Genomic DNA, 12,236 nt, shown 5'->3' on the forward strand with positions numbered 1-12,236 from the left:
ACGGTGGATCATTCGGCAGACAGGGCGCAGCCCGACCTGACCCCGCTGCTGGCGCCGCGCAGCATCGCCATCGTCGGCGCGTCCGACCGGCCCGGCCCGTCGCAGCGGATCTTCGCCTCGCTGCGGGCGCTCGGCTTCGCCGGCGAGATCCACGCCGTCAACCCGGGCCGCAGCGAGGCCCTGGGCCGCGACTGCGCGCCCTCGCTGGCGGCGCTGGCCGCGCGCGGCAAGGTGCCCGACGTGGCGGTGCTGTGCGTCGCGCCCGAACGCGTGGCGGCGGCCGTGCTCGACGCCGCCGGGGCCGGCGTGAGGGGCGTGGTGTCCTACGCCAGCGGCGTCGGCCGCACCGCGCACGACGGGCGCGCTTCGCTCGACGTCATCGTGGAGGCCTGCGCGCGCGCCGGCATCGCGTTCTGCGGCCCGGACTGCATGGGCATACTCAACCCGGCCACGCGCTCGACCCTGTACCTGGGCGAGCTGCTCGACGCGGCGGCGGTCGGCGGCGACGTCGGCCTCATCACGCAGAGCGGGTCGATGGCGATCGGCCTGCTGACCGACGTGCGCCGCTTCGGCTACAGCCACGTCATCTCCACCGGCGCCGAGGCGGTGCTCACCGCCGCCGACTATCTCGCCGCGCTGGCCGACGATCCGGCCACGCGGGTCATCGCGCTGTTCCTCGAGGCCGTGCGCGACATGGACCGCTTCCTGGCGGCGCTCGATCATGCCCGCGCGCGCGGCAAGCCGGTGGTGGTGCTCAAGGTCGGCAAGACCGCGCAGAGCCGCGCCGCGGCGCTGGGGCACACCGGCGGCATCGCCGGCGACGCGCGCGTGTTCTCGGCACTGCTGGCCCGCCACGGCTGCATCGAGGCGGCCACGCTCGAGGAGCTGACCGAGACCATCGTCTGCCTGCGCGCGGCCAGGCTGCCGGCCGCGCCGGGCATCGGCATCGTCAGCCCGTCGGGCGGGCACGTGGAGTACGCGCTCGACATCGCCGCGCGCGCTGGCGTCGCGCTGCCGCCGATGCCGCCGGCGAGCCTCGCGCCACTGGCAGAGGTCATCGGGCCGGTGTCCGGGCCGGGCAATCCGGTCGATGCGTGGGGCAACGGCGATTTCGAAACCAACCTGCGCGCCGGGCTGGCGGCGTTCGCGGCGTCGCCCGACCACGGCGCCGTGGCGCTGGTCACGGACACCCTGGACGGCCAGCCGACGCGCCCGACCCGCTACGTCGACGCGCTGCTCGACGTCGCCGCGACCGCCGACAAGCCGTTCTACCTGCTCAGCTCGCGCGCCGGCCTGTTCCGGCGCGAATATGCCGAGCGGCTCGCCGCGCACGGCGCGGCGCAATTGAGCGGCATCGAGCCCGCGCTGCGCGCGATCGGCCACGCGGCCGCGTGGCGCGCGGCGGTGGCGCGCCCGGCGCGCGCGCCGGCGGCCGTGCCCGGCATGTCCGGTGTGCCCGACGTGTTCGGCCAGTTGCCGCGCGGCGAAGGCTGGCTCAACGAAGCGCGCGCCAAGGCGTTCCTGCGCGCGTGCGGCCTGCCCACGCCGCGCGGCGCGCTGGCGGGCGCCGGCGACGCGCCGGCCGCCATCGCCGGCGAGATCGGCTTTCCGGTCGCGCTCAAGGTCATCGACGACCGCATCCCGCACCGCACGCCCTACGGCCTGCTGCAGCTCGACCTCGCCGATGCCGGCGCGGTTGAGCGCGCCGCCGCGCTGATGCGCGACCGGCTGGCGCGGCACTTCCCGCAATGCGTCGACGCGCCGCTGCTGGTCGAAGGCATGACCGCAGCCGGCATCGACCTGTTCGTGGCGGCTAGCACCGATCCCGAATGCGGCCCGATGCTGGTGATCGGCCTGGGCGGCTTCCTGCTGGAGGTGGTGCGCGACGTCGTCGCCGTGCCGCTGCCGCCGCGCGCAGGCGAGGTGGCAGCGCGGCTGGCCGACAGCGCCATCGGCCGCTTCCTGGCGAGCCGTTCCGGCGACCTGTTCGGCGGCGTCGCCGCGCTCGCGCGCCTGGCCGAGACCATCGGCGATCTCTACGTGGCGGCGGCCGGGCGGCTGTCGCTGATCGAACTCAACCCCGTGCGGCTGGTGGCCGGGGCCGACCAACCCGTGATTCTCGACGCGCTGATCGCAACCGGCGCGCCCCGCTCATGACCGATACCCTCCTTGCCGAAACGCGGGGGCCGCTGCTCGTCCTCACGCTCAACAAGCCCCACAAGCTCAACGCGCTCGACGCGGGCATGCTGGCCGAGATGGCGGCGCGGATCCGCGCCGCGGACCTGGACCGGTCCGTCGCGGCCATCGTCATCCGCGGCACCGGGCGCGCGTTTTCCACCGGCTTCGACATGACCGCGGGCGGCGCCGCGGGCGAGGCCGGCGCGCGGCTGCGCGCCAACCTGGAGAGCTTCCTGGCCGTGTGGCACGCGCGCAAGCCGGTGGTGGCGGCGGTGGACGGCTACGCGCTGGGCGCCGGCTGCATCCTCGCCAACCTGTGCGACTTCATCTTCGCGTCGGAGCGCTCGGTCTTCGGCGAGCCGGAGATCCGCTACTGGAACCCGGCGTCCGTCACCATCCTGCCGTGGGTGATCGGCATCCGCCGCGCCAAGCAGCTGCTGTTCTACGGCAAGAACCTCGATGCCCGCACCGCGCTGGCGTGGGGCATGGTGACGGAGGTGCTGCCCGACGAAGGGTTCGCCGAGGCCGTGCTCGACGCGGCGCGCCCGCTCGCCCATCTGCATCCGGACGGCGCCGCCGCGCTCAAGCGCTCGATCAACGGCGGCATGGAGATCGCCGGCTTCCTCGACGCGCTGCGCGCGGGCTGCGAGGAAATCATCCCGCTCTACGAGCCGGACTCGCGCGCCCGCGCGGCCTACCAGGCCGGGGTCGCGCAGCGCGGCTTCAAGGAATACATCCGCTATCGCGACGAATTATTAAGGAACTGAATCCGATGTCACATTTGCAGCTAGTAGGCGTATCGAAGCGCTACGGCGCGGTGCAGGCCGTGATCGATGCCGCGCTGGAAGTGCAGGACGGCGAGTTCGTCAGCCTGCTCGGCCCCAGCGGCTCCGGCAAGACTTCCACGCTGATGATGATCGCCGGTTTCGAGGAGCCGAGCGAAGGCAGCATCCTGCTCGGCGGCCAGCATGTCGAGAACGTGCCCTCCAACCGGCGCGACATCGGCATGGTGTTCCAGAGCTATGCGCTGTTCCCGCACCTGAGCATCGCCGAGAACGTGGCCTTCCCGCTCAAGGTGCGGCGGCGCCCGGCCGCCGCCATCGACGCGGCCGTCAAGCGCGTGCTGGCCCTGGTCGGGCTGGCCGACAAGGCGGACCGCAAGCCCAAGCAGCTCTCCGGCGGGCAGCAGCAGCGCGTGGCGCTGGCGCGCGCGCTGGTCTACGAGCCCAAGCTGCTGCTGCTCGACGAGCCGCTCAGCGCGCTCGACAAGAACATGCGCGAGCAGATGCAGATCGAGCTGCGGCGCATCCACCAGCAGGTCGGCATCACCACGCTCTACGTGACCCACGACCAGAGCGAGGCCATGACGCTGTCCGACCGCATCGTGGTGTTCAACCACGGGCGCATCGAGCAGGTCGGCACGCCGCTGGACGTGTACGCGCATCCGGCCAGCCGCTTCGCGGCCACCTTCATCGGCGACAGCAACATCTTCGACGGCCGGCCCGGCGCGTCGCCCGGCGAGCTGCTGGCCGAGGGCGGCTTCACGGTCCGCGCGTCGCGGCCGCCGGCGGCGGACCGGTCGGGCCAGGCCTGCCTGCTGGTGCGGCCCGAGGACATCCACATCGGCCAGCCGCCCGAGGGCGCGGTGGCGAACACGCTGGTGGCGCGGGTCAGCAGCGTGCTGAACATGGGCTCGGGCCTGCTGGTCATCGCCCAGCACGGCGGGCGCGAACTGCGCGTGCGCGCGCCGGTGTCCGCGCTGGCCTCGGCCGGCGAGGGCGCCTCGATTCCGCTGTGGTGGACCCCGGAGAGCACCTGGCCGATTCCGCCGGCGGCGACCCACTGAGACAACCGCCCGCTCGCGGGTACAACCACGAAACCACCAAGAGGATCTCCATGCGTTCGAACCAACGCCCAGACCAGATGAAGCTGGGCGCCTTCTTCCATCCCACGGGCCATCACGTGGCCGCGTGGATGCACCCCGGCTCGCAGATCGACGCCGGCACCAACTTCCAGCATTACGTCAAGCTGGCGCAGACCGCCGAGCGCGGCAAGTTCGACCTGATGTTCCTGGCCGACAGCCTGGCCGTGCGCGACGCCTCGCGGGAAGCGCTCAGCCGCTGGCCGCAGTACGCCGTCTACTTCGAGCCGCTCACGCTGCTGTCGGCGATCGCCGCCGTGACCGAGCACCTGGGGCTGGTGGCCACCGCGTCGACCAGCTACAGCGCGCCCTACAACGTGGCCCGCGCCTATGCCTCGCTCGACCACATCAGCGGCGGCCGGGCCGGCTGGAACGTGGTCACGTCGGGCGGCGCGGCGGCGGCGGCGAACTTCGGCCGCGTGGACTACGCGCACGACGAGCGCTACGGCCGCGCCGTGGAGTTCGCCGAAGTGGTGCTCGGCCTGTGGGATAGCTGGGACGACGACGCCTTCGTGCGCGACCGCGCCAGCGGCCGCTACTTCGACCCGGACAAGGTCCACACGCTCGGCCACGAGGGCGAGTTCTTCTCGGTCAGGGGGCCGCTCAACGCCGCGCGCCCGCCGCAGGGCCATCCGGTGCTGTTCCAGGCCGGCGGCTCGCCGCCGGGGCGCGAACTGGCCGCCCGGCTGTGCGAGGCGGTGTTCACGCCGCTGCACACGCTCGATGCCGCGCAGTCGTTCTACCAGGACGTCAAGAGCCGCATGGCCAGGTTCGGGCGCACGCCGGACCAGCTCAAGATCATGCCGGGGCTCAATCCGGTGGTCGGCCGCACGACCCGGGAAGCGCAGGAAAAGCACGAGTACCTGCAATCGCTGATCCATCCCGACGTGGGCTTCGAGGTCCTGTCGAACGCGCTGGGCGGCTATGACCTGTCGGGCTGCGATCCGGACGGCCCGCTGCCGGCCGAGCTCGACACCATGCACACCGAAGGCGGGCAGACCCAGTTCAAGAACGTGCTGGGCTGGGCGCGCAACGAGAACCTGACCATCCGCCAGCTCTACGAGCGCTTCGCCGGCGCGCGCGGCCAGCGCACGGTGATCGGCACCGGCGCGCAGATCGCCGACGAGATGCAGGCCTGGTTCGAAGCCTACGGCGTCGACGGCTTCCTGATCCAGCCGCCGTACCTGCCCGACGGCCTCGACGAATTCGTCGCCGAAGTCATTCCCGTCTTGCAGGAGCGCGGCCTGTTTCGCACCGAATACGAGGGCAAGACCCTGCGCGACAACCTCGGCCTGGCGCGGCCGGCCAGCCGCTACGCGGCGCAGGCCGAAGCCTGAGCGGCGGCGCGCGGGGGCGGGGCGGCCGATGCGCGCGGCCCCGCGGCCCTGTCGTCCCGTCGTCCCGTCGTCCTGTGGTGGGCATTGACGTGCGTCAAGGACTGGCCCGCCCGCGACGCAGATTGCGAATGGTCTGATTCCTCAAGCCGCCGCGCCGCGGTACTTTCACCGGATGCGCCGCTTGCGCCGGGTTTGCCGGCGGCCGCGGCATCCCGGGAGAGTGGACAGCTTGAAGACCAGACACACCAAACCGCAACTGGCCCGCACCGGCGGGGCCTATACCCGCACCGCGCAGGCGCTCCACTGGCTGATGGCGCTGATATGGCTGGCAAGCTGGGGCATCGGCATGGTGGCCGCCCACGTGCCCGCGCTGAATCCGCAGCATGGCCTGACCGCGCTGCACAAGGCCGTCGCCACCAGCCTGCTGTTCCTGATCGTGATCCGCGTGGCATGGCGGCTCACGCATCCGGCGCCCGCCATGCCGGCCAGCATGAGCATGCCGATGCAGCGCGCGGCCCACCTCGGGCATTTCGTCCTCTACGCCGTGGCCCTGATCGCGCTGCCGCTGTCGGGCTGGTACTGGAGCTCGGTGTCGGGCCGCGCCGTGCAGTTCCTCGGCCTGCTGCCGCTGCCGCCGCTGGCGGCGCCCGACGCGGCCCGGCAGGACCTGGCCGGGTCGGTCCACGTCCTGACCGCGTGGTGCTGCGGCGCGCTGGTCGCCGGGCATGTCCTGGCCGCGCTCAAACACCGCTTCATCGACAAGGATTCGGTCATGGCGGCCATGATGCCGGGGAGCAAGGGCTAGCGGCGCGGCGCGCCGCACACGCGACCGCGCGCGCGATCCGGCCCCGCGCGGCGCGGCGCACCGGCGCGGCCCGCCGCGCCTGCTCCGGGCGCCCGCCCGGAATTCGGCATGCGCCCGGGTTGGCCGGCTTTGTGTTTGCTACACTGCCTGCCAAACATCCCGGTTGAAGCCAATGAACGCCCAAGACGTCGTCACTTTCCTGCAGACCAATCCCCAGTTCTTCGAAGACCACGCCGAGCTGCTGGCCTCCGTGCAGCTCACCAGCCCGCACAGCCACCGCGCGGTGTCGCTGCAGGAGCGCCAGATGGAAATCCTGCGCGAGAAGAACAAGGGCCTGGAGCTGAAGCTGGCGGACCTGGTGCGCCACGGCCACGACAACGACCGCACGCAGCAGCGCATGCATGCGTGGCAGTTGCGCCTGCTGGCCGAGGTGGATTCGCACGCGCTGCCGTATGCGGTGCAGGACGGCCTGCAGCAGGTGTTCGAGGTGCCCGTGGTGGCGCTCAAGCTGTGGCACGTGGCCGAAGGCTACGCGCACATGGAGGTCACGCAGGGCGTGAGCGAGGACGTGCGCCTGTTCGCCGAGGGGCTGCGCGCGCCGTACTGCGGGCCCAACAGCGGCTTCGAGGCGGCGGCCTGGCTGGAGCGCGACGACATCGCCTCGCTGGCGATGGTGACGCTGCGCGTGCCATCGCGCGAGCCGGGCACGCTCGGCGCGGCGTTCGGCCTGCTGGTGCTGGGCTCGCCCGAGGCGCGGCGCTTCCATGAAGGCATGGGCACCGCCTACCTCGCGCAGATCGGCGAGGTGGCGGGCGCCGCGCTCAACCGCCTGCGCGACTGACGCCGCCATGTCCCGCGAGCGCACCGGAGCCGCGCCGTGACGCGCAAGGCCGCGCCCGGGGCGGCCATCGCGCCGCCGGCCGCGAAGCCGGCGCCGGACCCGCTGGTGCTGCGCTATCTCGAATGGCTGGCCAGCGGGCGCAAGCTGGCGGCCCACACGCTTTCCAGCTACGGCCGCGATCTCTCCGTGCTGCAGGAATACGCGCTGCGCTTCGCGCCGGGCTGCGCGCTGCTGTCGCTGCAGAACCATCATATCCGCGGCTTTGCCGCGCGCCTGCACGGCGGCGGGCTGGCCGGCACCAGCATCGCGCGCACGCTGTCGGCGTGGCGCGGCTTCTACCTGTGGGCGGCGCGCCACGGCCTCGGCGTGCAGGCCAACCCGGTCGACGGCGTGCGCGCGCCGAGGTCGGGCCACCGGCTGCCCAAGGCGCTGTCGGTGGAGCACGCGGTGGCGCTGGTCTCGTACCAGGGCGGCGAGGGCGCGGAGGACGTGCGCGACCGCGCCGTCCATGAGCTGTTCTATTCCAGCGGCCTGCGCCTGTCCGAGCTGGTGCAGCTCGACCAGCGCTACGCCGAGGACGGCGAATACCGCTCGGCCGGCTGGATCGACATGGACGGCGCCGAGGTCACGGTGATCGGCAAGGGCTCGCGCCGGCGCACGGTGCCGGTCGGCAGCAAGGCGATGGAGGCGCTGCGCGCGTGGCTGGCGGTGCGCGCGCAGATGCTGCGCCCGGGCGCGCCGCCGGAGGACGCGCATGCGCTGTTCCTGAACCCGCGCGGGCGGCGCCTGCCGGCGCGCACGGTGCAGCTGCGCATCAAGCAGCAGGCCATCCGCGCCGGCGTGCCGGCCGACGTGCATCCGCACATGCTGCGGCATTCGTTCGCCACCCACGTGCTGCAGTCCTCGGGCGACCTGCGCGCGGTGCAGGAAATGCTGGGCCACGCCAGCGTGGCCACCACGCAGATCTACACCGCGCTCGACTTCCAGCACCTGGCCAAGGTCTACGACAAGGCGCATCCGCGCGCGGGCAGGGCGCAGGCTGCGCCCGCGCCGGCCGCTTCCGCCGATCCCGACGCGGACGCGGAACCGGGCGGCGGCTGAGCGCGGCTAGGGCGCGTCGGTCTTGTCCCTGGTGCCGGCCTTGTCCGCCGTCTTGTCCGCTGCCTTGTTCGCCGCTTTGTTCGCCTTGTCTCCCCACTGTGCCAGGATGGCGCGGAACGCTTCCATCTCGGGCAGCAGCCACGCGCGGAAGGCCTTCACCTTGGGCGCCTCGAGCATGCCGGGCGAACACACGAAGTAGAGCAGCCACGGGCACGTGATGCTGACGTCGAACAGCCGCACCACGCGCCCCGACAGCAGGTCGTTGTAGGCCAGCGAGGAGCGGATCAGCGCGATGCCCTGGCCGGCGGCGGCGGCCTGCAGCAACAGCGAGGAATCCTCCAGCAGCAGGCCCTTGCGCGGCTCGGGCCAGTCCAGGCCGGCCGCGTCGAACCACGGTTTCCACGGGTCGCCTTCGCCGCGCAGCAGCGGCATGCCGGCCATGTCGCGCGGGCGCGCCGGCAGCCTGCCGCCGTTGAAGGCCGGGCTGCAGACCGGGAAGAACACGTCGTCGAGCAGCTTTTCCACGTACAGGCCGGGATAGTCGCCGCTGCCCATGCGCAGCGCGATGTCCACCTCCTCGCGCGTGAAATCGACCAGGCTGTTGGACGACAGCAGCTCCACGTCCAGCTCGGGATGCTGCTCGATGAAGCTGCCGATGCGCGGCGTGAGCCAGCGCGCCGCGAACGAGGGCATGGTGCTGATGGTGAGGCGCTTGTCGCGGTTGCCGGCCTGCAGCGCGCGGGTCGCGTCGGCGATCTCCAGCAGCGCCTCGCGCACGCGCATGGCGTAGGCGCGCCCGCCCGGCGTGAGGCTCACGCGCTTGCCGTTGCGCTCGAACAGCGGCTGCCCGAGCTCTTCCTCGAGCGCGCGGATCTGGTGGCTGACCGCGCCGTGGGTGACGAACAGCTCGGTGGCCGCGCGCGAAAAGCTCTCGTGGCGGGCCGCGGCCTCGAACGCGCGCAGCGCGGTCAGCGCCGGCAGGCGCGGCAGCTCGCGGTGCCAGCCGCGCGGCAGATCATTCTCCCAAGCTCGCTTCAACGCCATGACCGGCCTCGCCTTATGTGAGTTTCTCTAACAAGAACCGGGAAAATATATCGTTTTGGAAGGGCTTCGGCAATCACTAGAATGCAATGCATCGGTACTCCACCCCGCACCAGTTCCGCTGAAGCAGACGCTGCGCCCGACGGGCAAGCGCACGACGCGGCCGCCCATTCCGGGCCGGCGGGGACGCAGAGGCGCCGATGTCAGTGAAGGATGCCCAACATGAAAACATTGCTCACAACGACCCTGTTCACCCTGAGCCCGGGCGAAGTCACCTCGCTTTCCATCCGCGCCGCCCAGCGCCTGCGCGTGGAAGAGGCCGCCGGCATCGACCTGTGGGTCACCCGCGAAGGCGACTCCGAGGACCACTGGCTGCGCTGCGGCGGCAGCATGCTGCTCGAGCGCGGCGACGAGATCGTCCTGAGCATCGATCCGCGCGCCGCCGGGCCGGTGCGCCTGGCCCTGATCGCCGAGGCCCGCCGGCCGACCGCCAACGTGGCGCACCTGGTGGCGCGCATGGCGCGGCGCCTGGTTCGAGGGACCGAATGGACGCCCAACCAGGACCAGATCACGGCTTCCTGACCCGCGGCACCCGGGCGGGGCGGAAGACGCCCCGCCCGGCCGCGCGCGCGGCCACCTGCGGCTGGTGCACTCGCGCGACACCCGGGACGGCGGGCCGGCCTGACCTGGCCCGCGGCAAGACCCGGTGGCAAGACCCGCGGCAAGACCCGCGGCAAGACCCGCGGCAAGACCCGCCGCAAGACCCGGCAGCGGGAAGGGGCGGCGCCCGTGGCGGCCGCCCCTTTTTCGTATTTTCGTTAAACTGCCGGGATGCAAGCGATCCAAGTCATCGAGCAGGGCCGCCAGGACTACCAGCCCTGTTTCGACGCGATGCGCGCCTACACCGCCGCTCGCACCGCCGAAACCCCCGACCAGATCTGGCTGGTGGAGCATCCCCCGGTCTACACGCTCGGCCAGGCCGGCGACCCGGCGCACCTGCTGGCGCCCGACGAGGCGATTCCCGTGGTGCGCATCGACCGTGGCGGGCAAATCACTTATCACGGTCCGGGCCAGATCGTGGCCTACCTGCTGCTGGACCTGCGCCGGCGCCACCTGATGGTGCGCGAGCTGGTCCATGCGATCGAGCAGGCCGTGCTGGACACGCTCGCGGCGTATAATCTCGCAGCCGAACGCAAGGCCGGCGCGCCGGGCATCTACCTTTCCGAAGGTCCGCACCGGGGCGCCAAGATCGCCGCGCTCGGGCTCAAGATCCGCAACGGCTGCAGCTATCACGGCGTCAGCCTCAACGTGCAGATGGACCTCGCGCCTTTCCTGCGCATCAACCCGTGCGGCTATGCCGGCCTGGAAACGGTCGACATGGCCACCGCGGGCGCCACCTACGCGGCGGCCGATGCGGCGGGCGCGCCTCGCCTGCCCGTGAGCGCGGCCCAGCAGGCCGAGATCGCGCGGCGCCTCGCGGCGGCGCTGCGCGACGTACTGGCAGCGGCGCGCGAGCGCGCCGTGGCTGCCGGCCCCAACCCCGCCGCGGCCCTGGCCAACTAGTCACCCAGCCGAACATGCACGCACCGCGCGTGCGGAGAACACTATGAGCGACGCCCTGATCGCCTCTTCCAGCGAAGCCCCGCAACCCCAGGCGGAGCAGTACGACCCGACCCGCAAGCAGAAGTCCGCCGACAAGACCGCGCGCATCCCCATCAAGATCGTGCCGGCCGAGAAGCTCAAGAAACCCGAGTGGATCCGCGTCAAGGCGGCCACCGGCAATTCGCGCTTCTACGAGATCAAGGACGTGCTGCGCGCCAACAACCTGGTCACGGTGTGCGAAGAGGCGAGCTGCCCGAACATCGGCGAATGCTTCGGCAAGGGCACGGCCACCTTCATGATCATGGGCGACAAGTGCACGCGCCGCTGCCCGTTCTGCGACGTGGGCCACGGCCGCCCCGACCCGCTCGACGCCAACGAGCCGGGCAACCTGGCGCGCACCATCGCGCAGCTGCGCCTGAACTACGTGGTGATCACCAGCGTCGACCGCGACGACCTGCGCGACGGCGGCGCCCAGCATTTCGTCGACTGCATCACGCAGACGCGCGCGCTGTCGCCGGCCACCCGCATCGAAGTGCTGGTGCCCGACTTCCGCGGCCGCCTGGACAAGGCGCTGGACATCCTCCAGTCCGGCCCGCCCGACGTGATGAACCACAACATGGAAACCGTGCCGCGCCTGTACAAGCAGGCCCGCCCGGGCGCCGACTACGCGCACTCGCTCAAGCTGCTGCAGGAGTTCAAGCGGCGCAATCCGACCGTGGCCACCAAGAGCGGCCTGATGGTCGGCCTGGGCGAGACCGACGAGGAAATCCTCGAAGTCATGCGCGACATGCGCGCCCATGACATCGACATGCTGACCATCGGCCAGTACCTGGCGCCGTCGGGCCACCACCTGCCGGTGATGCGCTACGTGCATCCGGACACCTTCAAGATGTTCGAGGACGAAGCCTACAAGATGGGCTTCACGCACGCCGCCGTGGGCGCGATGGTGCGCAGCTCGTACCACGCCGACCAGCAGGCGCATCAGGCCGGCTTCGCCTGAGCCGGCGCCGGTTTTCTTGATGCGCGGGCAGGCAAGCCTTCGATAGCCGAAGGTTTGCTCCCCTCTCCCGCGCGCGGGAGAGGGCAGAACGCAGACAGCAAGCTGATCTCGTCAGCAGCCTGAACGGCCGGTTTCCACCGGCCGTTTTTCTTTGTCGGCGCCTTTCTCATGCGCGCCTTTGGCCCGCGTTCGGCCCCTCGCATCCCGTCGCCAGCACGCCGCCAGCACGCCGAACGTTGCGGGCGCGCCACGATTCCTCCCGGCGGCGCAAAAAAATTCTGCTTTCCGCGACCTCCCCCCGCCTGCGCGCCCGGCCCGCCTGCCGCGCCGTTCCTGCACCGCCGTGGCTCGTAACGAGACTGCCCGGCTCGCCGCGGACGCGCGTCCGGCGCCCTCGCGGTGCGGCCTGC

General features: G+C 71.8%; 11 protein-coding genes. 10 read left to right on the forward strand and 1 reads right to left on the reverse strand.

Annotation, left to right across the window (positions count from 1 at the left end):
• The first annotated feature begins 3 nt into the window (after window positions 1–3).
• From KF708C_RS28520 to KF708C_RS28550, 7 genes are all read left to right on the forward strand, one after another.
• Window positions 4–2,157 (forward strand): acetate--CoA ligase family protein, encoded by a 2,154-nt coding sequence (locus tag KF708C_RS28520; RefSeq protein WP_197090443.1) that lies wholly within the window; start codon window positions 4–6, stop codon window positions 2,155–2,157.
• Window positions 2,154–2,945 carry an enoyl-CoA hydratase/isomerase family protein gene (locus KF708C_RS28525; protein WP_059414689.1) on the forward strand — a complete coding sequence of 264 codons (792 nt, stop codon included), beginning with the start codon at window positions 2,154–2,156 and terminating at the stop codon, window positions 2,943–2,945. Before KF708C_RS28520 ends, KF708C_RS28525 begins: the two co-directional genes overlap by 4 nt.
• A 5-nt stretch (window positions 2,946–2,950) precedes the next feature.
• Window positions 2,951–4,024, forward strand: coding sequence for an ABC transporter ATP-binding protein (locus KF708C_RS28530; protein ID WP_059414691.1), 1,074 nt, complete (start codon window positions 2,951–2,953; stop codon window positions 4,022–4,024).
• Window positions 4,025–4,074: 50 nt separating this feature from the next.
• Window positions 4,075–5,436, forward strand: a complete 1,362-nt coding sequence (locus KF708C_RS28535) for an LLM class flavin-dependent oxidoreductase (RefSeq protein ID WP_155888230.1) — start codon at window positions 4,075–4,077, stop codon at window positions 5,434–5,436.
• Window positions 5,437–5,656: 220 nt separating this feature from the next.
• On the forward strand, window positions 5,657–6,241 hold the full coding sequence (locus KF708C_RS28540; RefSeq protein ID WP_231586625.1) for a cytochrome b: 585 nt from the start codon (window positions 5,657–5,659) through the stop codon (window positions 6,239–6,241).
• Window positions 6,242–6,413: 172 nt separating this feature from the next.
• On the forward strand, window positions 6,414–7,082 hold the full coding sequence (locus KF708C_RS28545; RefSeq protein WP_020205361.1) for a DUF484 family protein: 669 nt from the start codon (window positions 6,414–6,416) through the stop codon (window positions 7,080–7,082).
• A 36-nt stretch (window positions 7,083–7,118) separates the two neighbouring features.
• Entirely contained in the window at window positions 7,119–8,183 is a 1,065-nt protein-coding gene (locus KF708C_RS28550; RefSeq protein ID WP_059414694.1) for a tyrosine recombinase XerC, read from the forward strand.
• Window positions 8,184–8,189: 6 nt separating this feature from the next.
• Here the strand turns inward: KF708C_RS28550 and KF708C_RS28555 are convergent, their stop codons facing one another.
• The gene (locus KF708C_RS28555; protein WP_059414696.1) at window positions 8,190–9,227 is read right to left on the reverse strand and encodes a transcriptional regulator GcvA; all 1,038 of its coding nucleotides are present in this window, start codon (window positions 9,225–9,227) and stop codon (window positions 8,190–8,192) included.
• A 219-nt stretch (window positions 9,228–9,446) separates the two neighbouring features.
• On the opposite strand from KF708C_RS28555, the gene KF708C_RS28560 reads away from it, so the two are divergent.
• The 3 genes from KF708C_RS28560 to lipA all read left to right on the forward strand — a co-directional run bounded on the left by KF708C_RS28560 (window position 9,447) and on the right by lipA (window position 11,826).
• Window positions 9,447–9,806, forward strand: a complete 360-nt coding sequence (locus KF708C_RS28560; protein WP_059414742.1) for a DUF2917 domain-containing protein — start codon at window positions 9,447–9,449, stop codon at window positions 9,804–9,806.
• Window positions 9,807–10,055: 249 nt separating this feature from the next.
• Complete coding sequence (gene lipB, locus KF708C_RS28565; RefSeq protein ID WP_020205365.1) at window positions 10,056–10,787, forward strand: lipoyl(octanoyl) transferase LipB; 732 nt, start codon at window positions 10,056–10,058, stop codon at window positions 10,785–10,787.
• Between the two features lie 43 nt (window positions 10,788–10,830).
• On the forward strand, window positions 10,831–11,826 hold the full coding sequence (lipA, locus tag KF708C_RS28570) for a lipoyl synthase (RefSeq protein WP_020205366.1): 996 nt from the start codon (window positions 10,831–10,833) through the stop codon (window positions 11,824–11,826).
• The last annotated feature ends 410 nt before the right edge of the window (window positions 11,827–12,236 follow it).

This window comes from Cupriavidus basilensis (assembly GCF_000876015.1).
Classification (GTDB): Bacteria; Pseudomonadota; Gammaproteobacteria; order Burkholderiales; family Burkholderiaceae; genus Cupriavidus; species Cupriavidus basilensis_B.

Excerpts from the sequence above, each read along its gene's own strand:
- KF708C_RS28530 (WP_059414691.1), top strand. The coding sequence starts at position 2,951 with ATGTCACATTTGCAGCTAGTAGGCGTATCGAAGCGCTACGGCGCGGTG.
- KF708C_RS28525 (WP_059414689.1), top strand. The coding sequence starts at position 2,154 with ATGACCGATACCCTCCTTGCCGAAACGCGGGGGCCGCTGCTCGTCCTC.
- KF708C_RS28535 (WP_155888230.1), top strand. The coding sequence starts at position 4,075 with ATGCGTTCGAACCAACGCCCAGACCAGATGAAGCTGGGCGCCTTCTTC.
- lipA (WP_020205366.1), top strand. The coding sequence starts at position 10,831 with ATGAGCGACGCCCTGATCGCCTCTTCCAGCGAAGCCCCGCAACCCCAG.
- KF708C_RS28555 (WP_059414696.1), bottom strand. The coding sequence starts at position 9,227 with ATGGCGTTGAAGCGAGCTTGGGAGAATGATCTGCCGCGCGGCTGGCAC.
- lipB (WP_020205365.1), top strand. The coding sequence starts at position 10,056 with ATGCAAGCGATCCAAGTCATCGAGCAGGGCCGCCAGGACTACCAGCCC.
- KF708C_RS28560 (WP_059414742.1), top strand. The coding sequence starts at position 9,447 with ATGAAAACATTGCTCACAACGACCCTGTTCACCCTGAGCCCGGGCGAA.
- KF708C_RS28545 (WP_020205361.1), top strand. The coding sequence starts at position 6,414 with ATGAACGCCCAAGACGTCGTCACTTTCCTGCAGACCAATCCCCAGTTC.